This window comes from Corynebacterium ammoniagenes DSM 20306, from assembly GCF_001941425.1.
In the GTDB taxonomy this organism is placed as follows: Bacteria; Actinomycetota; Actinomycetes; order Mycobacteriales; family Mycobacteriaceae; genus Corynebacterium; species Corynebacterium ammoniagenes.
This window is the reverse complement of sequence record NZ_CP009244.1, coordinates 2260189-2285010: the sequence shown is the minus strand read 5'-3', so window position 1 is coordinate 2285010 and position 24822 is coordinate 2260189. Positions and strand designations below refer to the sequence as shown.

Genomic DNA, 24822 nt, shown 5'->3' with positions numbered 1-24822 from the left:
AACCAGCTGAATTTTTGGCCTGCCATTTTCGTTTTCTTTCTTTGTATTTCCACCCTGGATTAAGCAAAGAATTACACGTGGGATAGCACCAGTGCGCCCTCAACTCGAAACCCTGCCATTGGTCATAACCGATATCACTAGGAGTTAAACGAATCGTGACTATTGGCATCTCTAACCACCGCCTGGTGAACCGACTCGAGTCTGAAAAATTTGCTCTCAGCTTTTCCGGACAAGGTTTTAGCTGGTTGCCCACCTTGCGCACGGTAATTGCCGGTGGCAATGGCGCGCAGGTAGCCGGAGCAGTCGATGCAGCGGGCAAGTTGCTGGAGCCAGTAGCAGATGAGCTCGTTGCTGCACTGCCACACGGCTTCGATCCGGTGGAGTGGGCTGGCAACGCCGAGGACCCAGCGTGGGATTTGTCAGATTCGTCGATTTCTACCCCGGGCATCGTGGTCGCCCAGTACGGCCTGATTGAGTCATTGAAAGCCCAGGGATTAGATCCTGCGGATGCAGTCGCACACATTGGCCATTCCCAAGGCGCGCTTGCTACTTATATCTCCTCCGGGCGCGCGCAGGCAGCAGAGGTTATTGCGCTGGCGCAGCTCATCGGCGTCGCTATTTCTAAGACCGCACGCGCCACGGGACTCATCCGTATCGCTGCGGGTTCACCGATGGTCTCCATCGCCGGCATTTCCCGCGAGCAGCTGGCCAAGGTGCTGGCTAAAACCGGTGTCGATAGCGTTATTGGCCTGCAAAATAACCACAACACTTTCGTTGTTACCGGCAGCCCGGAAGATAATAATAAGGTCATTGAGGCGATTGAAAAATTAGCCGCCAAAGACGCGAAAGCGATTGAAAATAAAGAACGCGGCGGCAACCCCTTTGCCCCGCGTATTAATGCTTTGCCGGTGCAATCTGGCTACCACCACCCAAAGATGTCCGCGGCAGTAGAGATGGTCACCAGCTGGGCAGAGCGCATCGGGCTGGATAAAGACTTGGCTCACGATGGCGCAGAGGCAGTCTTGACGGAGATCGTGAACTGGCCTGCCACGGTGCAGTCCGCTGTCGATGCGGGCGTGACGTGGATTTTGGAATGCGGTCCGGAAAAGGGCATGGCTGCCTTGACCAAGGCGGTCGTCGCCGGTCAAGGCATTGGGGTGCAGGTTGTCTCCACGGACGAAGGCCAAGCAGCGCTTTTCGATGTCGGCCAGGCCCCAGAACTTCCCGTCAACTTCGCCCAGTTCGCGCCGAAGGTTTTTGACGATAAGGGCAAGACACGTTTGTCCACGCGGTTTACCGAATTAACCGGGTATTCCCCAGTGGTACTTGCCGGTATGACTCCGTCGACGGTGGATCCCGCGATTGTTGCCGCAGCTGCCAATGCTGGATTCTGGGCAGAGCTTGCTGGTGGCGGTCAGGTCACGGACGCGATTTTGAATGACTCGCTGGAACGACTCGAGGACATGCTGAACCCGGGCATTAACGCTCAGTTCAACGCCATGTACCTGTCCCCGAAGCAGTGGCGTGCCCAAATTGAGGGCCGTCGTTTGATTCCGCGTGCGCGTGCCAATGGTGCGTCCATCAATGGCGTGATCTGCTCGGCCGGTATTCCACCGCACGAGGAAGCAATCGCGCTGGTGCGCCAACTCCAGGAAGACAATATCCCCTGGGTAGCGTTTAAGCCCGGCGCGGTTCGCCACGTCCACCAAGTATTAGCAATTGCTGATGACCTGCCGGATACCACGGTCATCATGCAGGTTGAAGGCGGCAAGGCTGGCGGTCACCACTCGTGGGAAGACCTCGATGATCTGCTGACGGAAACGTATGCCGATATCCGCGAGCGCGACAATGTCGTGCTCATGGCCGCCGGCGGTATTGGCGCCCCAGAACGCGGTGCGCAGTATCTTACCGGTGAATGGTCGAAGGTCTATGGACTGCCGGCAATGCCTGTCGATGCCATCATGATCGGCACCGCTGCGATGGCCACGAAGGAGTCCACGGCCTCGGAATCAGTCAAGCAGGCACTGGTAGCAACCCAAGGTCTGGAAGATATCCCAGGCGGCGGCTGGGTTCCAGCCGGCGGTGCCCGCGACGGTATTGCCTCCGGCCGCTCCCAACTAGGCGCCGATATCCACGAAATTGATAACACCTTCGCCAAGGCCGGACGGTTGTTGGACGAGGTTGCCGGAGACGCCGACGCAGTAGCCGCGCGCCGCGAAGAAATCATCGCCGTGATTGCTGGCACCGCCAAGCCGTATTTCGGTGATATCAACGCCATGACCTACGCCGAGTGGCTGGCCCGTTATGTCGAAGTCTCGTACATGGGCTCGTGGGTCGATTTTTCCTGGGCACGTCGTTTCGAGCAGATGATTGCCCGCGCCGAAGCCCGCCTTACGGAAGCGGACCACGGCGAATTCACACCACTAGTCACCGTTGATGCTGAACACCCAGAACGCGCTATCGCCGATGTGGTAGCTGCGTATCCGGCAGCGGAGAAGCACACCGTTATTGCTTCCGATGAAGCTTGGTTTGTGGACTTGCTACGCGGCAACGGCAAACCACCAGCTTTCGTACCCGTCATTGATTCCGATGTGCGTCGTTGGTGGCGCCAAGACTCCCTGTGGCAGGCACACGATGAGCGCTACACCGCAGAACAAGTGGGCATCATCCCAGGCACCACCGCTGTTGCCGGTATTACCAAGGCCAATGAGCCAGTAGCGGAACTACTCGCGCGCTTTGAAGCAGCCGCAGTAGAACAAGCCCTGCAATCAGAAGATACCGAGAAGGCAGAGCTTGCGAACTCGGCACTCGAGCGCGTCCTCGCCGCACCCTCTGTGGAATGGGCAGGGCGCCAACGCCCGAATCCAGTTGCTCAGGTTTCTGAGTCCTGGACCGTAGATTCCCAGGCGAAAACCGCATCGACTGAGGGCGCAGAACTCGTCACCATCGACGAGCACACCGTCGAGCTATCGGTTGCGCTGACCGGCTCGGTACCTGGTGCCACGCTGCAGCTGCAGATTACCGTGCCAGCAGATGCACCACTTTCGGCAACCCCGATTATCACCGCACAGGCAGCAGAAGAGTCCATGGCAGCATTAGCCGCCGTGGCAGCAGGCGGCACCTTGCCCGAGGTCACCGACGGCACCGCCGTCTGGAAGACCACCTTGGATTCCGCTGCATTGTCAGACTACGCAGGGGTTACCAGCGGCTATCTCGCCAGCGCAGATACCAATTCGGCTATCGCACCTGATGTCATCGTCGGCCGCGCGTGGCCAGCGGTCTTCGCGGTGATCGCCAACTCTGTCATCCCGGGCTCTGATTCCGCGCTCGTGGTGGAAGGACTGTTGAACCTCGTCCACCTCGAACACGATGTACGCCTGCACCAAGCACTGCCCACCGAGGCCGTGGACCTGACCGTGACCGCACGCGGGGGAGAAGTCCGCGATACTGCACTTGGTCGCGTCGTCGAAGTCGCCGTCGACATCGCCATCGCCGAGGCAGAAGACACCGTGCTGGCGACGTTGAAGGAACGCTTTGCCATCGTCGGTCGCACCGGCGAGCAGGAACTTGAACCTGCTACCTCGACCGCAGAGATCACCAACACCCCAGCGTCGTTTCGTCATCAGCTTCGCGTGACCGCACCAGCGTCGATGCATCCTTTCGCCGTCGTGACCGGCGACCGCAACCCCATCCACGTCTCCGCTGCTGCCGCACGGTTAGCTGGATTGGAAAACGGCGTTATTGTCCACGGCATGTGGACCTCAGCCATCGGCCAGCTCGCAGCAGGATTTGATGGACTTGAGCTCGCCGAGTGGTCCGCGAATATGCTCAGCCCCGTGCTACCCGGCGCAGAAGTCACCTTCATCGTCGAGCGCACTGGCGTGGACTCTCGCCCAGGACGCGGTGAAGTGCGTACTGTGACAGCCAGCGTCGGCGATGATGTGGTCTTACAAGCCACGGCCACCATGGCCGCACCGCGAACTTTCTACGGTTTCCCCGGCCAGGGCATTCAGTCCCAGGGCATGGGCATGGAATCTTATGCTTCCTCGAGCGCAGCTCGTGAGGTCTGGGAGCGCGCCGATGCCCACACCCGAGAAAAGCTCGGCTTTTCCATTTTGGAAATTGTACGCAACAACCCACCGCTGGTCGTTGTCGACGGCGAAGAGTTCACCCACCCAGATGGCACTCTATTCTTAACCCAGTTCACGCAGGTCGCGATGGCGACATTGGGCTGCGCCCAAATCGCGGAGCTGGCAGAAGCCGGCGTGAAATCCCAGGACACTTACTTCGCCGGACACTCCGTGGGCGAATACAACGCCCTAGCTGCCTACGCACAGGTGCTGTCTTTGGAAGCCGTTGTAGAAATCGTCTACGCCCGCGGTTTGACCATGCACCGCCTGGTCGACCGTGACGCAGAAGGCAACTCCAACTACGGCCTGGCAGCGCTGCGCCCGAATAAGATTGGCATCCGCGCCGAGGACGTCTTTGACTACGTCGCGCAGGTCTCGCAGACCCGCGGCGAATTCCTAGAAATCGTCAACTACAACATCGCCGGTGTGCAGTACGCCGTCGCCGGCACGCGAGCAGGGTTGGCAGCATTGGCTGCCGATGCCGAGTCGCGCGCGCCGGGCATGCGCTCATTTATCATGATCCCGGGCATCGACGTGCCATTTCACTCTTCGCACCTGTTGGGCGGCGTCGATAACTTCCGCACGCACCTGGACATGCTCATTCCAGACGACGTGGATTTGGATATTCTGCGCGGTCGCTACATCCCTAACCTGGTGGCTCGCCCGTTTGAGCTCACCCGCGAATTCGTCGAAGCCATGGCCGATGTCGTCGATTCGACGTACGTCAACGACATCCTCGCCGACTTCGATAAGGCCACGGACGACCCGGCCAAGATGGGCCGCACCCTGCTCATTGAGCTCTTAGCGTGGCAATTTGCCTCACCTGTGCGCTGGATCGAAACCCAAGACTTGCTGCTGTCTGCCCCAAGCGTCAGCGCCGGAGCCGGCACCGCAGGTCTAGGCGTGGAGCGCTTTGTAGAAATCGGCGTGGGTTCTTCCCCGACGCTTGCGAATATGCTCGGCCAAACCCTGCGCTTGCCGCAATACGCCGGCAATCCCATTGAGGTTCTCAACGTGGAACGCGACCGCGCCACCGTCTTCGCCGAAGACGCCCTAGAGCGCCCGGTTGAAGACTCTTCGGAGTCTTCAACCGGTGTAGCAGAGGCCGCAACAGCAACCGCCGAAGAAGTATCGCAGGCCAATGCTGCTCCAGCAGCGGCGCCAGAGCCCGTGGTCGCCCAACCAGCGACACCAGCACCGGCCGCTGGCGGCACGACCCCGGATGACAAAGCCTTTAGCGCCGCCGATGCCACCGAGATGCTCATTGCTATTTGGACCAAGGTCCGCCCCGACCAAATGGGCGCTGCCGATACCATTGAGCTTTTGGTCGAAGGCGTCTCCTCGCGTCGTAACCAGCTCTTGCTGGACTTGGGCGTGGAATTCGGCCTCGGTGCCATCGAAGGCGCAGCCGATGCCGAGATTTCCGCTCTCAAAGAGCAGGTCTCCGGCATGGCCAAGGGCTACAAGGCCTTCGGTCCCGTGCTTTCGGCACAGGTGGCAGAATCCCTGCGCCGTTTGACCGGACCAGCTGGTAAAAAGCCGGCATATATTGCCCAGCGCGTCGCGGACACCTGGGGCCTGGGCGCCGGATGGGTCGATCGCGTCACCGCAGAGCTCGTGCTGGGAGCGCGCGAGGGGGCATCGCTACGCGGCGGTGACCTGGCATTGCTTGCACCGGCGAACCCGGCAACAACCGCAGAGCTTGATGCGCTTATCGATGCCGCCGTCGACGCCGCCGGTGCCAAGGTCGGCATCGTCATCTCGAAGCCTTCCGCTAGCGGTGCAGCGCAAGGCGGAGTTGTGGACTCGGCCGCACTGGATGCGTATTCCGAGAAGATGAACTCCGCTTTGGCTAATACCGCGCGGACCTTGCTCTCACAGCTGGGACAGCAGGCACCAACCACGGAGTTTTCCGAAGCAGATGACAACGCGGCCGTCGTCGACTTGGTCACCTCGGAACTCGGTGCGGACTGGCCACGACTGGTAAGCCCAAGCTTCGATGCAGACAAGACCGTCCAACTCGATGACCGCTGGGCCTCGGCGCGTGAAGACCTCGTGCGTTTGTCGTTGGGCGAAATCGAGGACCTTGATATCACCGGCGCGGGCGAAGAAGCCGCAGCGATGGCAACCTACCTGGGTCTAGATGAACAGGCTGCGCAAGCACGAGTGGCGGCTTCGACCTTGGACCATGATGGCGAGGTTGCTGTTGTCACCGGTGGTTCGCCTGGCTCTATTGCCTCGGAAATTGTGGCTAACTTGCTGCGCGAGGGCGCCACGGTCATTGCCACGACGTCTCGTTTGGGACATGACCGCCTCGAGTTTTATAAAAACCTCTACCGCACCTCCGCGCGTGGCAACGCGCAATTGTGGATTGTGCCCGCGAATCTCAACTCTTTCGCCGACCTAGATGCGCTGATTGACTGGATTGGCACGGAGCAGACGGTCACTGTGGGCGGTTCCTCGAAGCTGGTTAAACCAGCCTTGGTGCCGACCTTGCTCTTCCCGTTTGCAGCACCGCGCGTGCAGGGCACCTTGGCTGATGCCGGGGCCCCTGCCGAAGCACAGATGCGCCTGTTGCTGTGGAGTGTGGAAAAGCTCATCGCTGGGCTCAGCCAGCTGGGCACCGGAACACATGTGGGCCAGCGCCTGCACATCGTGTTGCCGGGCAGCCCCAACCGGGGACGCTTCGGCGGCGACGGTGCCTATGGTGAGTCCAAGGCTGCCTTGGATGCGCTGGTGACCCGCTGGCATGCAGAACCCGTATGGGGTGCGCGCACCTCCATTGTTCACGCCCACATTGGCTGGGTCCGTGGCACCGGTTTGATGGGCGGCAATGACCCGCTAGTCGATGCCGTCGAAGCCAAGGGCGTGCGCACTTTCTCCACGGAGGAAATGGCGAGTCAATTGGTGGGCGAGGGGGCATCGACAAGCAAGCGCGACGCTGCTGCCCACGCACCTGTCACCTTGGATCTCACCGGTGGCTTAGGCGAGGCTGATATCAACCTGCCGGAATTGGCGCGTTCGGTATCTGTCCAGCCTGTTGCCGAGGACGTAGAAGAAGTGGCGAGTTTGCGGGCATTGCCAAATATCCGCGAGCGCATTGAGTGGACCACGCCTGATTTTGCGGGTGTGAACCAAAAACTCGATGACATGGTGGTTATCGTCGGTGCCGGCGAAATTGGGCCGGTGGGATCGTCTCGGACCCGTTTCGAGGTGGAGATGACCGGTGACCTTACCGCCGCTGGTGTTGTCGAATTGGCGTGGACTACTGGCCTGATTGCCTGGGATGATGCCTCGGGTGCGTGGTTTGATGCCGAGGGCGAGGAAATCGCCGAGGAAGATATCTACGACCGCTTCCACGATGAAGTCCTAGCCAACGTCGGCGTACGCAAGTACCACGATGACTACGGCCCGAAGATGCCGATGGTGGATAACTTGGCTCCGGAGCTGACCACCATCTACCTCGAACGCGATATGACCTTTGCTGTTGCGGATGAAGAAACCGCGCGCACGTTTGTTGCCGACGTGGAAGGTGCCACCGCGCACTTTGACGGCGAGGAATGGCAAGTCACCCGCCCAGCTGGGGCCGAGGTGCGCGTGCCGCGGCGCGTGGCGATGACGCGCTTTGTCGGCGGGCAGATTCCGCAAGGGTTTGACCCCGGTGTCTACGGTATTCCGGCCGATATGATTGACAACCTCGACCGGGTGGCCTTGTGGAACCTGGTGTGCACGGTGGATGCTTTCTTGGCGGCTGGGTTTAGCCCCGCGGAATTGCTGGCGCATGTGCACCCGGCGCGCGTGAGCTCGACCCAGGGCACGGGTATGGGCGGCATGCAGTCGATGCGCTCGCTGTACCTGGACAAGCTGCTGGCGCAGCCGCGCCCGAATGACATCTTGCAGGAAGCACTGCCGAATGTCGTGGCAGCGCACGTCATGCAGTCTTATGTCGGCGGTTATGGCCAGATGGTTCACCCGGTTGCCGCGTGTGCGACCGCGGCTGTCTCTGTCGAAGAGGGCATGGATAAACTGCGTTTGCGCAAGGCTGATTTCGTGGTCGCCGGCGGTATTGATGACCTGTCGATTGAAGGCATTACGGGCTTCGGCGATATGGCGGCCACGGCGGATTCCGGCGAGATGGAAGCCAAGGGCATTGACCACAAGTACTTCTCGCGTGCCAATGACCGTCGTCGTGGCGGGTTCATTGAGTCGGAAGGCGGCGGCACCATCTTGCTGGCGCGCGGTAGCTTGGCTGCGGAATTGGGCCTGCCAGTCTTGGGCGTAGTTGGCTTCGCGGAGTCTTTCGCCGACGGTGCGCACACCTCCATTCCAGCGCCTGGTCTGGGTGCGCTTTCTGCCGCGCGTGGTGGGGCAGATTCCCGTCTAGCGCAGGGATTGGCCGAGCTTGGGGTGTCTGCGAATGAAATCGCGGTCATTTCCAAGCACGACACGTCTACGAATGCCAATGACCCGAATGAGTCTGACCTGCATGAGCGAATCGCAGCGTCAATGGGCCGCGATGCGGGCAACCCGTTGTTTATCATCTCGCAAAAGACCCTGACCGGTCACGCCAAGGGCGGTGCCGCAGCCTTCCAGCTGGTTGGTCTCACCCAGGTTCTGCGCAACGGTGTATTGCCACCGAACCGCTCGTTGGACTGTGTGGATCCGGCGTTGCGCCAGCACACTCATTTGACCTGGCTGCGCGAGCAGCTGGATTTGCGTGCAACCCCACCAAAGGCCGGGCTGGTTACATCCTTGGGCTTTGGTCACGTCTCCGCGCTGGTTGCTGTGGTTCACCCTGGCGCATTCGTGGAAGCTCTGCGCGCTGAGCGTGGCGCCGAGGCAGCCGCGCAGTGGCAGCAGTCGGCCAATGCCCGCGAGGCAGCTGGTCTGCAGCGACTAACCTCGGCTATCTCCGGTGGCCCGGCGTTGTATGAGCGCCCCGTGGACCGCAACCTGGGTGGAACCGGTGACGTAGTCAAGGAACGCGAAGCAGCAGTATTGCTTGACGATGCCGCGCGGCTGCGCGGAGCCGTCCTCGAGCCGAGCACTTCCGCAGAATCAGGAAAGCAGCAGTAGTGCTCGACAACCGTGAAGCGATGACCGTGGGTGTGGACTTGGTCCACATCCCCGGCTTTGCCGAGCAATTGTCGCGCCCTGGTTCGACTTTTGAGCAAGTGTTTTCGCCGTTGGAACGTCGTCATGCTCAAACGCGCCGTGACGCTGCAGCGGATGCTACGAATTCGAGCCTTGCGGGTTCACGGACTGAGCACCTGGCTGGGCGGTGGGCGGCAAAAGAAGCGTTCATCAAGGCGTGGTCGCAAGCGATCTACGGCAAGCCACCAGTGATTGAACCAGACCTGGTGAACTTCGCAGAGATCGAAGTCTTGCCCGACCGCTGGGGCAGGGTAGCGCTGCAGCTTAAAGGTGAAGTTGCTGCAAAACTTCAGGAATCAATAGGCGACGTGGAGCTGGCGCTGAGCATCAGCCATGATGGCGATTACGCCACCGCGCAGTGCCTGCTGCGGTACCAGCGGTAAAAACCGATCGGGAAATTGCCGCAATTAGAGCGCAGCTATTTGATGAGGTGCATTGCTCCCATGGTGCTTAAGTCATGCGTGTTGGCCACCGGCTTTCCACCTGGGGTGATAAGTCGCATTTTCCCGCGGTGGCGTTGTATTCGTCCGCGTCTTCGTCTTGTCGGGTCGTCGTCGTTGACGCCGTTATGATAGCGACACAACATCGTCAAATTCGACGGTGTGGTGTGTCCGCCATTTTTGTGGGCATCGATGTGGTGCACTTGGCACCTATCGGCGGGAACGGTGCAGTCTGGCCACGGGCACACGAGGTTTTCCGCAGTGGCCAAAATCCGCTGCTTCAGCGATGCAAACCGCGCCTGGTAGAGATTGACGGGGCCAGCCGTTGGGTGAAACAGTCCGGCGTAGAGGTTCTCGCCTAAAGATCCGGTCAAGGCGGCATCGATAAGCTCTGCTCCCGTCATTGTGGTGCCATCCGATAAGCCCACGACGACCTCATCGCCGGAGCCGCTGGATATTGTGGCGAAGTCATCGAGCCCGATGGCAATCACGGTGCGGTATTCCGGGCGCAGCAGACCTTGGCCGCCGCCTTCGACCTGGTTCCAGAATGCCTCCAGCAGGGCCCCGGAGCGCGGCTGGTCATCGGGCGCAGCGGAGTCGAGGGTCTTTTCGAGGTCAGTAATGCGGCGTTGGCTATCGGTCACGCTGATGGTGCGCATGCCACCTACGGCGCGGCCGATGCGCACGCCAGGTTTCTTTGGTGTCTCGCCGACTTCTTCTTTGACACGCTGTGCGCCGTAAGCGTCGACTTCTTCCAAGGTTCCCTCGTGCGCGATAAGTTCGGCACGCAACTTCCATGCGGCGCCGCGTGCTTTCAGCTTCTTGGCGTGCTTGTTGATCATCAACAGGTGGTTGATGCTGAGTTCGCGCTTTTCTGCCAGGGCTACGGACTCGCGTTGCAGGCGTGGGGAATCGGCGGGGCCGAAGAGGACATCGGCAAGCTTGGTGTAGTTTTTCGCCAGAGAAATTTCAATGCCGTAGCTTGCTACATCGTAAGGCGAGCGCTCGGCGAACAGCCTCAAGAGGCCGACGCCGTTGCTGGTGAGAAGCGCAAATGCTTGGAGTAAGTCCATGACTTGGACAGTATGGCGTTGGGGCACGGCCGCGCTAGCGCCAACTTATGAGCCTGTGGATAACTGCGTTGACGCATCATCGAAACCCGCGATTTATCCACAGGCTAAGGACTCGGAAGCTCTCAGGATTAGAGCTCAGGATCCGAGGTGAGGTGCTGCGCGGGGATTTGTTGCCCCTGCGCCACGCTGAAGAGATACGCGATGAGCATGCGCTTGATTTCGGTGATGACCCCGTCAATGGTCTGCGGATCATCACTGCGGATGGCGTAGTTCAACAACGACACCACCGTGTGCACCAAAAATCCGGCGAGCTCCATGCGCTCTTCATCGCTCATCCACTGCGCCAAAGGCTTGAGGATTTGCGATAGCGGCTCCAGCATCTCCCGCTCCGTGGCCGCGGCCGTATAGCGGGTAGCGGGCGTGGACTGGACGGCATGCCACACAGCGCGACGTGACGGGTCTTCGCGCCACATGCGCGCTAAGTGGTCAATAAATTCATCCAGTAAATCCGGCCACTGTAGTGCTGGGACTTGCTGGGAAAACTTATTGAGCTCTTCAACGTTGGCTGCGGTGTCTTCTCGATCCAGCTCGCAAATCAGAACGTATTTATTGGCAAAGAACTGATACAACGTACCGATGGGAACCTCGGCGCGCTTTGATACCTCATCGAAAGTAAAAGACTCAAAGCCGAGATCTACCAGTACGTCACGAGCTGCCTTCAAGATGCGTTCGAAACGCACCCGGCTGCGCGCCTGTGCAGGACGCCGCCGGGGGACAAGCAACTCTGGGTTCTTATCGGTCATTGGTGGAAATGCTGACTCTTCTTAGTCGAGTTCTTTGATGATGCGTGCAACGTGGCCGGTGGCCTTGACGTTGTACTTTGCTGCACCAATCTTGCCATCCGGCTCCACCACGAAGGTCGAGCGGATAACACCCTGGACTTTCTTGCCGTAGTTGTTCTTTTCACCAAACGCGCCGTAGGCCGTGAGGGTTTCCTTCTCTGGATCGGACAAGAGAGGGAAGTTGAGGTCATGGTCTTCACGGAACTTCGCCAAGGCATCTGGTTCGTCGGGGGAGATGCCAATGACTGCAACATCGGAGTCATTGAGCTGTTCCATGGCATCACGGAAGTCACATGCTTCCGTGGTGCAGCCTGGGGTATTAGCACGTGGGTAGAAGTACACTACGACGCGCTTTCCTGCGTAATCGGACAAAGAGACGGTGTTTCCTGCATCATCCTGCAAAGAGAAGGCTGGTGCGGTGTCTCCAACTTCTAATCTATTCTGCTCAGTCATGCCTTTTACTCTATCGTAAAGTAAGTCGCGCTAGACTAGGTGCGAACCTAATATCCAATGTAACTTTTCAGGAGACAATAAACGTGGCACGCAATATTGATGACATTCAGCGAGACATCGAGCGCACCCGTCGCCAGCTCGCAAGCACTTTGGATGAGCTGGCAGATCGCTCCAAGCCAGAAAACTTGGCTAACGATGCCAAGGCTGCGGCTACTGAAAAGCTTTCACAGCAAAACGTGCAGATCGCTTTAGCTTCCGTTGCTGCGCTGGTCGTTGGCGCGATTGCGTTTAGCGTTGTGCGTTCTCGCCGCAAGCACAAGGATCTCAAGGACCTGCAGCACCTGCTCTCCCAGCGCTAAGCCGTTTAGCGCTCGAGCCTAACCTGCTTTACTTGCAAATTTCCGGGACCTGCCAGCAGTGCGGGTGCCCGGTCTTTAGCGATCCTTAAAAGCGATTGTTCTTTTCAACCCGAACCCAATAACCATTAGCTAGGCTGGTGCATGTGCAGACTCCCATTCCCTTTTACCTTGATGAAATCTTGGAAAATGTGCGCTACCTCGATGGTGGTTCCGTTGCGGATTACATCCCGCCACTAGCAGCGGCGAACCCGTCCTACCTCGGTGCTGCCTTGTGCACGACGACGGGACACTTGTATAGCGCGGGTGATGATTCGGAAGAATTCACCATGCAATCTATTTCCAAGCCTTTTGTCTACGCATTAGCGCTGCAGGAATTGGGATTCGAAGAAGTAGTTGCCGTCGTGGGGATGGAACCGTCGGGTGAGGCATTCAATGAGCTGTCGTTGAATCGAGACGATCATCGCCCTGTGAACCCGATGATTAATGCGGGCGCGATGACAGTGACGCAATTGATTAATGGCGTGGACTCGGGCGTTGATGAGCGCGTGGAGCACATCCGCCAGTACATGTCGCGCCTGGCGGGTAGGGATCTGACCATTGATGAGGAAACGTGCGATTCCGAGCTGCTGTTTGCCGAACGCAATCTGTCTTTGGCGCATATGCTGCGCAACTACGAAATCATTCAAGATGACGCCCACGACGCAGTGGTGACATACACCCGCCAGTGTTCTATCCAGGTCAATGTCAAAGACCTGGCGGTGATTTCCGCAACCTTGGCTAATGGTGGAACTCAGCCGATAACGGGGGAGAAGATCCTGGATCCTGATGTTTGCCGCTTAACCCAGGCCGTGATGAGTTCTGCCGGAATGTATGACGGGGCGGGACGGTGGATGGCCGAAGTGGGAATTCCTGCGAAATCGGGAGTCTCCGGCGGTTTGCTTGGCACCCTGCCCGGCCAGTTGGGAATTGCGACGTTCTCGCCGCGTCTTAATAGTGAAGGAAATTCCGTGCGTGGCGTGGAAGCCTTCAAGCGGTTGAGCCAAGATATGGGACTGCACCTGATGTCTACTGACCAGCGTTATGGCATCCACCCCATTCGCGATGTGGAAATCATCAATGATGCCTGGGTGGTTCGCCTGCAAGGTGTTATGAACTTCTCCGCCGCGGAGTCCATCCTCTACCGCCTAGAAGACTATGACATCACCGCGGACGAGGTCCTGCTAGATTTCAGCCAGGTTACTACGGTCAACCGCATCGGCCGCGTCATGCTCAAAGAAGGGCTGCGCCGTATGCGCGAGGCGGGTTTCAAAATTGGTGTTATCGACCCCGATGAGCGGATTAAAGACCGCACCATGCGCGATGGCACGCAGGTTGTTCGCCGTGATGACAATGAGGACTACATGATTAACGGCGAAGAACTCCTCTAATCTCAAGAAAACACAGAGAGTTACTGAGTCCGCCGCTCATTGCCTGGCGGAGGACTCAGTAACTCTTTGCTTACGCAAGCAGTGCCGGGGGCAGAAAGGCCTAGTTATCGTCTTCGTTTGCTAGCCCGCCCTCATCTTCCCAGCGTTTGATCTGGCGGAGCTTGGAAGTGGTGTAGCGTTTGCGCACTCCATGTCCAAGGTTTTCCTCCTCGGCGATGAAAACTACACCGTAGCTCTCAAGGGTCTTTTGTAGCCGAGTTTTCTCGTCGAGAGTAAGGCTTCCGACCCGCTTTTCAAAGTCTCTGACTTGTTGTCGGGTCAGTCCAGCTTCTTCGGAAATAATGAGAGAGTTAATTTGAGCGAGGGCGCGTCCAGCGCGGGCAAGCCCTGGGGTTAAGTCCTGAGGAAGTACACGCATGATCTCATCCTTTCTAGATGTGATTCAAGATATAGATAGCTGTGATTAGGATCTCTATCTACCAGTGATTATACAGCTCGAAAGAATCGGCGACCAGCATTTTGCCAAACCCCCAGTATTTGCGGGTTAAGTAAGAAAACAAAAAGAGGCCAGGCGGAAAAATTCCACCTGGCCTGATTGTGCGCCATCAGGGTTTCGAACCCCGGACCCACTGATTAAGAGTCAGTTGCTCTACCAACTGAGCTAATGGCGCAGTGTTGTTTCTGGTTTGGGAGCTAATCCGTACTTGGCATTTCCCTTGCCTGTGCAACGAGAGATAACTCTAACACCAGATTGCGTTAAACAAAAAATCAGCAGGTAAACCGCGATTCTGGGATGGTTAAATCATCGCAATCAAAGCGTCACCGAGCATCGCCGGAACGCGCCGGGAAAGAAGTTCTTTTACCCAGAAATAATATTGGAAATAAAGCTTTATGCAGGGAATTTCCCATTTGGTATTAATTCGATAACGAAGCAGCAAGGCGGCGTGGTCTAGCTAGTGTTTTAGGTGCTTTGCCGATAGATTGAAAGAGTTGTCTGAAATGAGGAAGATAGGTCTTGTCCGTTGCTCGGTCTACGTAAAGTAAATACCCGGCGCTTGAGCCGGTCGGTTGTAGCACTTACAGTCGTTGCGGCATTAGGGCTAGCTGGCTGCACCATTGAGCGAGATCCTGATGATCCGAATGCGCAGGCTGTCGATGCCGCGTCGTCCGATGGATCGGGCCAGGTGGAAAAGGACAAGGTAGACAAGCCAGCGCCGGAGATCTCTGTTGCCGATGGCGCGAAAGACCATAACCCTTATGAGCCGGTCACCGTGACCTCTCTTGGTAAGGGGCTGGACGAAGTCACCATGACCAACGAAGAAGGCTACGTTGTCATGGAAGAGCTTTCCGATGATGGCATGGAGTGGACTTCCGCGGAGACTTTAGGGTTCAACCGTACGTACACCATCAAGGCGAAAGATGAGAACGGTAAAACCTCATCGGTGACTTTTAAGACGCCAGAGATGGTAAACACCACGGCGGCATCGCTCTCGCCACTGCCAGATTCCGAGGTGGGTGTTGGCCAAACCATCGGCGTGCGCTTTAACGTTGCCATCCCGGATCGCGAAAAGGCCCAGGAAGCTATCACCGTGACCACCGCGCCAGAGGTCGAGGGCGCGTTTTATTGGCTCAATGACTATGAAGTGCGCTGGCGTCCGAAAGAATACTGGGAGCCAGGTACCGAAGTCGACGTGGACGTGGATATCCAGGGCGTGGACTTAGGCAATGGCATCTACGGCAGTGATAATAACGAAACCAACTTCACCATCGGAGATCGCGTCACGGCGATTGTGGATGACGCCACCAAGTTGATGACCGTGTACAAAAACGGGGAAGTCCTGCGTTCCATCCCGGTGTCTTTGGGCAAAGATGGCGGCCGCTGGGCAACGCCGAATGGGCGCTACATGATTGGCGATAGTCATGAAACCCTGCTGATGAACTCCGAGACTTTTGGCTATTCCATCGAAGACGGAGGCTATAAGACGATGGTCAACTACGCCACCCAGATGTCGTACTCTGGCATCTATGTCCACGGCGCGCCGTGGTCGGTGTGGGCGCAGGGTAATACCAATACCTCGCACGGCTGCATCAACGTCACCGAGGAAGCAGCCCAGTGGTTTATGAATAACACCAAGCGCGGGGACATCGTGGAGGTTAAAAACACCACGGGTGGAACCTTGCCGGTCTATGACGGCCTGGGTGACTGGAATATGTCCTGGGAAGAGTGGTCCGCCGGGAACGCATAAAGCCTCTTACAGCGAGCGCATGGGTACAGTTGTACTTATGCGCTTTTCTGTTCTTGACCGGGCAGCCGGGACACATCATGAATCTCACGATGAGACCTTAAGGAGCGTGGCCAACCACGCACAGCACGTGGAAAAGCTCGGCTTTAGCCGCTTTCTCGTTGCCGAACACCACGGCGTTCCGGGAATTCCTGGCTCGCAGCCGGCGCAGCTAGCAACTTATGTTGCAGCCCATACCAGTACTATTCGCGTTGGAACCGGTGGGATTATGGTGCCGAATCATCCGCCGTATCTCATCGCTGAGCAAATTGGGCTGTTGCAATCGTTATTTCCCAACCGCATTGATATTGGTTTGGGCTCGTCCGTTGGCTTTACCAAGCCCGTGCGCGAGGCATTGCGTCAAGGCGAGCCCATAGAGCTTAAGGCTCGGTTGGAAGATGATGTCGAGGAGCTCTTGGGGTATCTCGCAGGCACGGGCGCGGTGAGCTCTTTTCCGGCGGATAATGCGCGCACGCCCATCTATATGCTGGCGGGATATCGCTCGGCCTTAACCGCCGCCAAGCACGGCATTGGTGTTATTACCGGAGGCCCGCTGTCCACGCAGGCGGATGCGATTAAGGCCTATCGCGATAACTTCACCCCGTCGGAATTTCTGGATGAGCCCAGCGCTATTGCCTCGCTGAATATCGCAGTGGCCGATACCACGGAAAAAGCCCGCAATCTTTTGCTGCCGGAGGCGCACTCCCAGGTGCTATCCCGGTCCACGGGGGTCTTCGATGAGCTGCGGGTCGCAGCAGACTTAGACTTAGATAGCCTCACCGCGCAGCAGAAAAAGCGTATCGATGAGTCGTTGGCACACACCGTCTACGGCACGAAGGACGAGGTCGCAGCAATGCTTGACGATGCCGCCCAGAACCTTTCAGTCGAAGAATTCCTCGTCACCGGCGATATCCCTGATAGGGAAGGACGCAGTTACAGCGAGGAACTTCTTATGCATCTGATGTAGCGGTGGAGACATCATCGATAAGCGATGCAATGCTGCGCACGGAAGTAATGAGCGCACCGTAAAGCGGCCAACCTTCTTCGGGTAGTTGCTTTTCAGTCACCATCGCGTGTGCCAAGTCATCGAGTTGCTGTACGGCTGGTTCAACATTGGCGTCAGGGTTGCTCATTAAGGTAGCGGTGGTTTGGACAATGGTGGACCACTTTTCGCGAAATTGTCGGTCCCACAAAGTTTCCGAGTCCGAGGTGCTGGCCAGAATGCGGGTGAGGTTGCGCAGGTGCGATATTGCTTCATCCAGGCTAATGAGAACCTGTTCGTACCGCGTGCCCGTCGTGCCGTGAAATAGGGCCCGCGGATTTCTGCGGCGGCTGTTTTGGGCGAATTCTACGGTCGACCACGATTGTCTTAAATCGCGGCGCATTTGATTGACGGTCTTCGATAGCTCATGGGCGCGGTCGCTATCCCAGGATTCGCTAAACTCTGTACCAATTTGGTCCAAAACATCCGCAACTTGTTGGCGCAGGGATTTAACCGTGCTGGCTGCCTGTTGGTCCCACAATGGCGGCATGACGATGAGATTGACTCCAACGCCGATGGCAACGCCAATGGAAATCTCAATCATGCGGTCAACCAGGGCGGGGACATCTTCGGTAAACCCGGTGGAGAGCAAAAATATGGCCGTCGTGGCAATGGTGGCGCCTTCTTTGCGCAGCCCCGGAATGCGCGCTCCCAGCATGCCGAGCACGAGTGCCAGCGCGTAACTCCACACTTCGACACCAAGGAATACCCCGATTGCCGACGACAACAGCACCCCGAGGCCAGAGGCAATCACAGTTTGAAAGCCACTGGTAAGGGAGCTGGAGACCGTCGGCTGCATCACTAGGAACGCGACCCACGGGGCAAGAAAAGGCATCTGAGAGTCCAACAGGGCCACGCAGATCCACCAAGCGCTGGTCGAGGCGAGGACCGTTTTGAAAATCAGAAGAAAATCCATTCTCAGGGCGCCTTTGCGCATGTGCTCACCATTTCCTATCAGTCGGAATAAATCGCTGTCGAGTCTCCCGTCAGAAACGACACTTATACCGAAGATACGTGAGCGTTCTTCGCCCGGCGGCGAATTTGCCACGATGCAACATCGGCAGCGCGAAGCAGTGTTCTAGCCAGATTGTTATCTATGATCTGCGTCACAAAATTGAGGGTGGGGTGTGGAATTAAGTACCCATTTCAATTGGCAGTAGGAGATACCATGTCTGACCAGCTTAAGCGGCAAGATATTTGTGAGGTCGCAGGCGCTACCTTAACCCCTGAAACTGAATTACCCACGGTGACCAAAGATAACTACCAGTCTTTGCGGGAGGCATTTGGCTTAGGTCCGGCTCTGGCGAAAGAGGCGGCTGAGGCAAACAACATTGTGTGGGAAGAACACGCTATTGACGGCCCGGAAGGTCCAATCGATGTCACGGTGCTCAAACCGGCAGAACTGTCCGGCAATTCGCCGCTATATATCACCTTTCACAGTGGCGGCATGATTATTGGGGATCGCTTTGGTGCAATTGGCGGTGGTTATGACGATCTGGCATGGATTAATGAGCACAATATGATCATCGTGACCCCGGAGTATCGTTTGGCGCCGGAATATCCAGCGCCGGCAGGCTTAAATGATTGCTATGCCACCCTAGAGTGGGCGGTGTCCCAAGCGGATGCGTGGGGCGTGGACAAAGAGCGCATCATGGTCGGTGGCGCCTCCGGAGGTGGTGGACTGGCAGCCGGCGTGGCGCTGATGGCGCGTGACCGTGGGGATTTTGATCTCTTCGCGCAGGTTCTGATCTATCCCATGTTGGATGATCGCGATAAGACCGTTTCCGCGCAGCAATTTGCCAAGCCGCATGGCCGGATTTGGCCCGTGGAATCCAATGAGTTCGCATGGAATGCGCTGCTTGGTGAAGGCCATAAAACCCGAGAGGTCAGCCCATATATTGCCCCGGCCCGCGCGACTGATGTCTCTGGATTGCCCACCACCTACATTGATGTGGGCTCCGCGGAGGTCTTTCGCGATGAAGACATCACGTACGCCTTGCGTTTATTGGAAGCGGGCGTGCAAACGGAGCTGCACGTATGGCGCGGTGGTTATCACGGCTTCGATGTCTTCGGCATCCCCTCGCTATTATCCAGCGAGGCCACAGAAACGCGCAGCAACTGGATGCGAAGGATTTTGACTTAAAAGCAGTGCTCATTGCACGAAGAAACGCGCTTACCGGAGATCTTGCGATTTCACGGTAAGCGCGTTTTGGTCGGGGTGGCTGACGGGGCTCGAACCCGCGACACCCAGGATCACAACCTGGTGCTCTACCAGCTGAACTACAGCCACCATTGCTGCTCTTAAGCAGCGTATTAAAGAGTAACTCACGAAGTCGAAATTACAAAAACGCCTGGTAGGCCGCATTTGATTCCTTGGCTGCCTCGGCGGCTTCGGGGGAGGTTGGTCCTTCGTCGGTGCGGAATACCGAGCGGCGGTAGTAGTCGAGCTCGCGAATGGATTCGACGATATCGGCGAGTGCGCGGTGCGCTAAGCCCTTATCGGGTTGGTTGAAATAGGCGCGGGGGTGCCAGCGGCGGGCTAGTTCTTTGATGGTGGAGACATCAATCATGCGGTAGTGCAGGGCTTTGTCCAAGCGCGGCATGTATTCACGGATAAAGGTCCGGTCGGTGGCGATGGAGTTGCCGGCAAGGGGAGCGGGGTGCTCAGGGTCACAGTGCTTTTCGATGAGCTCTAGTACTGCCGTTTCAGCCTCTTTCAACGTGGTGGTGGCAGCCTTGATTTCCTCGGTGAGGCCGGAGGAGTTGTGCATATTGGTGACAAAGTCATCCATGCGTGATAATTCTTCATCCGTGGCGTGGATGACGATGTCGAGGCCTTCGCCAATAACGTTGAGTTCCGCATCGGTGATGATGGCGGCAATTTCCACGATGGTGTGGCGCTTGGGATCAAGTCCGGTCATTTCCAGATCGATCCACACGAGGCGGTCATGTTTGGCGGGAGTGGCAGAAGAAGTCATGTCTGCCATCTTAACCCCTGCCAATGCCATGAACGTCTTGCCCCTGAAATGGGGTAATTGGCAAAGTTTGCAAATTTAGGTTGTGAATTAACACGGCAGGTGGGGTGGATTCCTGTCGAATGAATGAATTGATGACGTGGAAAGTTAAAAATTAATTTAGTGCTCTAGTTCACTTTTAGTGCATCGGTAGGGCAGAATTCTTTTCATCTAATGCGGACGGTCGTATTAGATAGTGCGATCTATTCCGAGCTAAGGAGCCCGCATGGCAGATGTATTTGATTGGCTAAATGGCGTGATCTGGTCCCCGGCATTGATTTTTCTGTGCTTGGCGGCCGGCGTGTATTTCACCCTGACGACCAAATTCCTTCAAATCCGTGGCATTCCGGACATGCTGAAGCAGCTGAAAAATGGTGAGAAGTCAGAAAATGGCGTCTCGTCGTTCCAATCGCTGATGATGTCTTTGGCTGGCCGCGTCGGCGTTGGCAATATTGCCGGCGTTGCTACCGCAATTGCTTTTGGTGGACCAGGCGCGGTCTTTTGGATGTGGGCGGTGGCCTTGTTGGGCTCCGCGACCTCGTTCATTGAGTGTACGTTGGCGCAGATTTACAAAGAGCAGGATAAAGACACTCGGGAATACCGTGGTGGGCCGGCCTACTACATTGAAAAGGCATACGCTCACACCAAAGCAGCGCCTTTCATGCTGGTCTATGGCTGCGTTTTTGCAGTCGCCATGATTTTGGCAACCGCTTACTTCCTGCCTGGCGTGCAGGCCAACGGTGTTTCCTCCGCTGTGGAAAATGCGTGGGGGATCCCACCGTTGTACACCGGTATCGCTATCGCGGCCGTACTGGGCATCATCGTCATCGGTGGTGTTAAGCGTATTGCAAACTTCGCGACCTTGGTCGTGCCATTCATGGCGGTCATCTACATCGTTATCGCGCTGGTTATCTTGTTTGCGAACTATGAGCAGATCCCAGAAGTATTTGGACTGATCTTCTCTTCTGCGTTTAACCTCAACGCAGGCTTTTCCGGCATGCTCGGTGTGGCCATCATGTGGGGTGTACGCCGCGGTATTTACTCTAATGAAGCAGGCCAGGGTACTGGTCCGCAGCACGCTGCTGCCGCGGAGGTCTCCCACCCTGCAAAGCAAGGCTTTGTCCAGGCTTTCGCAGTCTACGTAGATACCTTATTCGTATGCTCCGCTACTGCGTTCATCATCATCTCCACCGGCATGTACCGGGTGTTTGAAGGTGAAAGCGAAGATGGCGCCATTGTCTTTGAAGGCCCAGCGCTACCATCGGATATCGCTGTTGGCCCGGGCTTTGTCCAAGAAGGTATGGATGCCCAATTCCCAGGCTTTGGTCCCAGCTTTGTGGCATTGGCTATTTTGTTCTTCGCCTTTACCACTATCTTGGCGTACTACTACATGGCCGAAGTGAACCTGGTGTATTTCAACCGCTGGATTAAAAATGCGCAAGTACGTCGCGGCATCATTTGGGGTCTGCGCGTGCTGGTTCTTATCTCCGTTATCGTGGGTTCCTCCTCGGCGGCTGGCGCCGCCTGGGTACTGGGCGATATTGGTGTCGGTGCTACCGCGTGGCTCAACATCATCGGCATCTTGATTATTCAGAAGCCAGCCATGAAGGCGCTGAAGGACTACTACGCGCAAAAGAAGGCCGGCAAGGATCCGCAGTTCGATCCAGAGGCACTGGGCATTAAAAACGCCACCTTCTGGGAAAAGCGCAAGCTCGAGCGTCCTGAGCTCTACGGCAACCCGCCGGCTCCGCAAGCTCCTGAAGCATCAGAAGCTGCACCAGTAGGTGACTAGCCCATCTGCGAATAGAACTTGCCCATCAACGGCGCCAGCGCTGGGGTGGGCAAGATCTGTGAGATGGTATTCATTGCCTTCGACAAAGGCCCTGGCACTACTCGGCGCTGATTGCGCGACATAGCTTTCAGGGTTTCTTCGGAACAGGACTCGTAGGTGGTCCACAAAAAGTCCGGGACGACCTTGTCGACAATCGACTTTTCCGAATCCGGGATTACGGCATCGCGCACTGGCCCTGGGGCAAGCAGGGTGCAGGAAACGCCGGTCTTCTTGAGTTCATAGTGCAAGGCCTCGGTAAACGCGTTGACTCCAGCCTTGGTAAAGACATAGGTGGAGTTATACGGGATAGGCACATTGCCAGCAGCAGAACCGACATTGCAGATCGCGCCGGACTTACGCGGCAACATTTGCTCAAGGGCTGCGCGCGTTAGGCGGTGAACTGCCGTGGCGTTGAGGTGGAACTGATCAGTTTCGTAGTTCCAGTCTTGGTCCATAAAGGCACCGAAGCTCGCGATTCCGGCGGAATTGATGATGATGTGAATCTTGGTCTCGGCCATTTTCGCAATGACTTCATCCACTTCAGGTTCCTTGGATAGATCCGCGGGCCAGCTTAGGGCGTCGATGCCGTAGTTGCCCACGAATTCATCGACAAGCGACTGCAAAACCTCTTTCCTGCGAGCAATGAGGATGACATTGTGACCTTGGCTGGCAAGATCGCGTGCCATTGCTTCACCAATTCCCTGGCTGGCGCCGGTGATCAGCGCGTAGGAATCTGGAGCGGGGGAGGGAAGTGCCATGGTGGGTGGAGATCCTTTCACTTCAGGCAGAAAAATTCAGTGCATGTTCTAGGCCTTAAATCTACTGCACACGCAGCACGCACGGGTTGGTGAACCACCGGCAGGAATTTATCTGGCTTGTGCACGGTTGTACGGTTCGGATTATTACACACCGAGGAGGACACCGTGACGAAGCTTTTTGATTCAGTCCAGATTGGCCAATACACCCTAAACAACCGGGTAACCATGGCACCATTGACCCGCCAGCGCGCCGGAGAAGATGGCACCCCGACTGAATTGCACAAGGAATATTATTCCCAGCGGGCATCGGCGGGTCTGGTGGTGACCGAGGGCGTATTCCCCGCGTATAGCTGCCGTTCCTTCCCCGGCCAAGCAGGACTTGCCACCGATGAACACACCGAGGCATGGAAGCCCGTTGCTGATGCCGTGCACGCCCGCGATGGCGTTATCTTCGCCCAGGTCATGCACGGTGGGCGCACCTCACACCCCGATCTTTTGCGCGATGCACCGGTGAAAGCTCCCAGTGCTATTGCCACCGGCGGACAGGTCCGTGGATTTAGTGGCAAGACCGACGGCGTTGTGCCCGAGGCCCTCACCGTGGAGGAGATTCCAGGCATTATCGAGGATTTTCGCCAATCCGCGCGCCGGGCTGTTGATGCGGGCCTCGACGGCATTGAAATTCACAGCGCCAATGGTTACCTTTTGCACGAATTCCTCGCGCCAAGCTCCAATGTCCGCGAGGATCAATACGGTGGCAACCCAGCCCACCGCGCGCGTTTAACCGCAGAGGTCATTCGTGCCGTGGCAGAAGAAATCGGCGAAGACCGCACCGCGGTGCGCATCTCCCCGCAGCACCATGTGCAGGGTATTGATGAATCTGACACGCAAGAAACCATTGCTACCTACCAGGCACTGTTCGCGCATATTTCTGATCTGAAGTTGGCTTATGTCTCCGTGCTGGTCAATGAACCAGAAGGTGAGGTGGCCACCGAAGTGCGCCGACTGATCCAGCAAGAGCACGGCTGGCCGTTGCTGCTCAATTCTGGTTTCGCTGTCATTAGCCAGCTCGACGATGCCCAGTACTGGGTCGATGAACTCGGCGCAGATGCCGCGGTTATTGGCCGCATGCTCATCGCTAACCCGGATCTCGTCGAGCGCTGGGAATCTGGTGCGGAGCTCAATGAGCCGGACCAGAGCACCTTCTACGTCGGCGGGGCAACAGGTTATGTTGATTATCCAACGCTGGAAGATGCCCGCGTGCGCAGCTAAGTATTAATCCTCTTTCGATACGCCGGCTTGGAATTGCGCGGTGATGCAACCTGGATCAGTGATCGCAGTGCCGACAATGATGGCATTCGCGCCTAGTTCCAGGCCCTTTGCCGCATCAGCTGGTGAGGAAAAGCGTCCCTCGCCAATGAGGAATACATCGGGGCCGATAAGTTCACGCGTTTGCTTGAGTAGCTCAAAATCTGGACCGTCCGTTTTCGGGCGGTCTTCTGTGTATCCAGCCAAAGTGGTGGACACGATGTCGGCGCCGGCATCAGCAGCTGCTTTAGCCTGGTCTGCGGTGGCGCAGTCTGCCATGAAGAGGATGTCTTCTTCGTGAGCGACTTCAATCAGATCAGCCACGGTGGAACCATCCGGACGCTTACGGAAGGTGGCATCTGCGCACACGACTGCAGCTCCGGCCCTTGCCACCGCGCGCACTGATTCACGCGTTGGGGTGATGTAGATTCCCTCCGTGCCTTCCTTAGTCAGACCAAAGATAGGGACCTCAACGGCATTGCTAATGGACGCAATATCTTCCACTCCGCCATAGCCGCCACAACGAATGGCTGGTGAACCACCATCAACGCATGCTTTTGCAATCGCGGTCAGCGCATGAGTATCGCGTAAAGCATGGCCATCGGGTGCTTGTGCGGAGACAATTACCTTGCCTTCAATCTGCGCGCGGAGTTTTTCAAAGGATAGCTTCATGGCAATAATTCTTTCGGTGTTTTAAATGTTGTGAGTTTCT

At 57.2% G+C, this 24822-nt stretch carries 17 protein-coding genes and 2 tRNA genes; 9 read left to right on the top strand and 10 right to left on the bottom strand.

The features are described from left to right. The first annotated feature begins 155 nt into the window (after positions 1-155). Both CAMM_RS10445 and acpS read left to right on the top strand, forming a co-directional pair. Positions 156-9206: a type I polyketide synthase gene (locus CAMM_RS10445; protein ID WP_003847212.1), complete on the top strand. Its 9051-nt coding sequence runs from the start codon at positions 156-158 to the stop codon at positions 9204-9206. A 20-nt stretch (positions 9207-9226) separates the two neighbouring features. After that, positions 9227-9667, top strand: a complete 441-nt coding sequence (gene acpS / locus CAMM_RS10440) for a holo-ACP synthase AcpS (protein ID WP_040355438.1) — start codon at positions 9227-9229, stop codon at positions 9665-9667. A gap of 35 nt (positions 9668-9702) precedes the next feature. On the opposite strand, the gene CAMM_RS10435 is transcribed toward acpS, so the two are convergent. The 3 genes from CAMM_RS10435 to bcp all read right to left on the bottom strand — a co-directional run bounded on the left by CAMM_RS10435 (position 9703) and on the right by bcp (position 12092). Continuing rightward, on the bottom strand, positions 9703-10797 hold the full coding sequence (locus tag CAMM_RS10435; protein WP_003847215.1) for an HNH endonuclease signature motif containing protein: 1095 nt from the start codon (positions 10795-10797) through the stop codon (positions 9703-9705). 128 nt (positions 10798-10925) lie between these two features. Further along, positions 10926-11600 (bottom strand): TetR/AcrR family transcriptional regulator, encoded by a 675-nt coding sequence (locus CAMM_RS10430; RefSeq protein WP_003847216.1) that lies wholly within the window; start codon positions 11598-11600, stop codon positions 10926-10928. Positions 11601-11621: 21 nt separating this feature from the next. Further along, positions 11622-12092 (bottom strand): thioredoxin-dependent thiol peroxidase, encoded by a 471-nt coding sequence (gene bcp / locus CAMM_RS10425; protein ID WP_003847219.1) that lies wholly within the window; start codon positions 12090-12092, stop codon positions 11622-11624. A gap of 83 nt (positions 12093-12175) precedes the next feature. Here bcp and CAMM_RS10420 point away from each other — a divergent pair, with 83 nt between their 5' ends. Both CAMM_RS10420 and CAMM_RS10415 read left to right on the top strand, forming a co-directional pair. Continuing rightward, positions 12176-12451, top strand: a complete 276-nt coding sequence (locus CAMM_RS10420) for a DUF3618 domain-containing protein (RefSeq protein ID WP_003847220.1) — start codon at positions 12176-12178, stop codon at positions 12449-12451. A gap of 143 nt (positions 12452-12594) precedes the next feature. Continuing rightward, entirely contained in the window at positions 12595-13878 is a 1284-nt protein-coding gene (locus tag CAMM_RS10415) for a glutaminase (protein ID WP_003847221.1), read from the top strand. Positions 13879-13978: 100 nt separating this feature from the next. Here CAMM_RS10415 and CAMM_RS10410 read toward each other — a convergent pair whose 3' ends face one another. Together CAMM_RS10410 and CAMM_RS10405 are read right to left on the bottom strand one after the other, a co-directional pair. Continuing rightward, positions 13979-14296 carry a hypothetical protein gene (locus tag CAMM_RS10410; RefSeq protein WP_003847222.1) on the bottom strand — a complete coding sequence of 106 codons (318 nt, stop codon included), beginning with the start codon at positions 14294-14296 and terminating at the stop codon, positions 13979-13981. Between the two features lie 180 nt (positions 14297-14476). Then, positions 14477-14549, bottom strand: a tRNA-Lys gene (locus CAMM_RS10405). Between the two features lie 384 nt (positions 14550-14933). Between CAMM_RS10405 and CAMM_RS10400 the strand changes: the two genes are divergently transcribed. Both CAMM_RS10400 and CAMM_RS10395 read left to right on the top strand, forming a co-directional pair. Then, positions 14934-16124 carry a L,D-transpeptidase gene (locus CAMM_RS10400; RefSeq protein ID WP_003847224.1) on the top strand — a complete coding sequence of 397 codons (1191 nt, stop codon included), beginning with the start codon at positions 14934-14936 and terminating at the stop codon, positions 16122-16124. 19 nt (positions 16125-16143) lie between these two features. Further along, on the top strand, positions 16144-17127 hold the full coding sequence (locus tag CAMM_RS10395; protein ID WP_003847225.1) for an MsnO8 family LLM class oxidoreductase: 984 nt from the start codon (positions 16144-16146) through the stop codon (positions 17125-17127). Here CAMM_RS10395 and CAMM_RS10390 read toward each other — a convergent pair. Continuing rightward, positions 17111-18118 carry an FUSC family protein gene (locus CAMM_RS10390; RefSeq protein WP_232051064.1) on the bottom strand — a complete coding sequence of 336 codons (1008 nt, stop codon included), beginning with the start codon at positions 18116-18118 and terminating at the stop codon, positions 17111-17113. The two genes, CAMM_RS10395 and CAMM_RS10390, sit on opposite strands and share 17 nt — an antisense overlap. 252 nt (positions 18119-18370) lie before the next feature. Between CAMM_RS10390 and CAMM_RS10385 the strand changes: the two genes are divergently transcribed. Continuing rightward, the gene (locus CAMM_RS10385) at positions 18371-19345 is read left to right on the top strand and encodes an alpha/beta hydrolase (protein ID WP_040355382.1); all 975 of its coding nucleotides are present in this window, start codon (positions 18371-18373) and stop codon (positions 19343-19345) included. A 74-nt stretch (positions 19346-19419) separates the two neighbouring features. On the opposite strand, the gene CAMM_RS10380 is transcribed toward CAMM_RS10385, so the two are convergent. Further along, positions 19420-19492 (bottom strand) — tRNA-His (locus CAMM_RS10380). A gap of 49 nt (positions 19493-19541) precedes the next feature. Continuing rightward, the gene (gene orn, locus CAMM_RS10375; protein WP_040355439.1) at positions 19542-20189 is read right to left on the bottom strand and encodes an oligoribonuclease; all 648 of its coding nucleotides are present in this window, start codon (positions 20187-20189) and stop codon (positions 19542-19544) included. A gap of 253 nt (positions 20190-20442) precedes the next feature. On the opposite strand from orn, the gene CAMM_RS10370 reads away from it, so the two are divergent. Beyond that, positions 20443-22008: an alanine/glycine:cation symporter family protein gene (locus tag CAMM_RS10370; protein ID WP_003847231.1), complete on the top strand. Its 1566-nt coding sequence runs from the start codon at positions 20443-20445 to the stop codon at positions 22006-22008. Here the strand turns inward: CAMM_RS10370 and cmrA are convergent. After that, entirely contained in the window at positions 22005-22805 is an 801-nt protein-coding gene (gene cmrA / locus CAMM_RS10365) for a mycolate reductase (RefSeq protein ID WP_003847233.1), read from the bottom strand. The two genes, CAMM_RS10370 and cmrA, sit on opposite strands and share 4 nt — an antisense overlap. Before the next feature lie 165 nt (positions 22806-22970). Between cmrA and CAMM_RS10360 the strand changes: the two genes are divergently transcribed. After that, positions 22971-24074 carry an alkene reductase gene (locus CAMM_RS10360; RefSeq protein WP_040355385.1) on the top strand — a complete coding sequence of 368 codons (1104 nt, stop codon included), beginning with the start codon at positions 22971-22973 and terminating at the stop codon, positions 24072-24074. 3 nt (positions 24075-24077) lie between these two features. Here CAMM_RS10360 and CAMM_RS10355 read toward each other — a convergent pair whose 3' ends face one another. Then, positions 24078-24782: a putative N-acetylmannosamine-6-phosphate 2-epimerase gene (locus CAMM_RS10355; RefSeq protein WP_003847236.1), complete on the bottom strand. Its 705-nt coding sequence runs from the start codon at positions 24780-24782 to the stop codon at positions 24078-24080. Positions 24783-24822: the final 40 nt, after the last annotated feature.

Coding starts and splice junctions, on each gene's coding strand:
- acpS (WP_040355438.1), top strand. CDS start 9,227: ATGACCGTGGGTGTGGACTTGGTCCACATCCCCGGCTTTGCCGAGCAA.
- CAMM_RS10435 (WP_003847215.1), bottom strand. CDS start 10,797: ATGGACTTACTCCAAGCATTTGCGCTTCTCACCAGCAACGGCGTCGGC.
- CAMM_RS10430 (WP_003847216.1), bottom strand. CDS start 11,600: ATGACCGATAAGAACCCAGAGTTGCTTGTCCCCCGGCGGCGTCCTGCA.
- bcp (WP_003847219.1), bottom strand. CDS start 12,092: ATGACTGAGCAGAATAGATTAGAAGTTGGAGACACCGCACCAGCCTTC.
- CAMM_RS10410 (WP_003847222.1), bottom strand. CDS start 14,296: ATGCGTGTACTTCCTCAGGACTTAACCCCAGGGCTTGCCCGCGCTGGA.
- CAMM_RS10395 (WP_003847225.1), top strand. CDS start 16,144: ATGGGTACAGTTGTACTTATGCGCTTTTCTGTTCTTGACCGGGCAGCC.
- CAMM_RS10390 (WP_232051064.1), bottom strand. CDS start 18,118: ATGGATTTTCTTCTGATTTTCAAAACGGTCCTCGCCTCGACCAGCGCT.
- CAMM_RS10385 (WP_040355382.1), top strand. CDS start 18,371: ATGTCTGACCAGCTTAAGCGGCAAGATATTTGTGAGGTCGCAGGCGCT.
- orn (WP_040355439.1), bottom strand. CDS start 20,189: ATGGCAGACATGACTTCTTCTGCCACTCCCGCCAAACATGACCGCCTC.
- CAMM_RS10370 (WP_003847231.1), top strand. CDS start 20,443: ATGGCAGATGTATTTGATTGGCTAAATGGCGTGATCTGGTCCCCGGCA.
- cmrA (WP_003847233.1), bottom strand. CDS start 22,805: ATGGCACTTCCCTCCCCCGCTCCAGATTCCTACGCGCTGATCACCGGC.
- CAMM_RS10355 (WP_003847236.1), bottom strand. CDS start 24,782: ATGAAGCTATCCTTTGAAAAACTCCGCGCGCAGATTGAAGGCAAGGTA.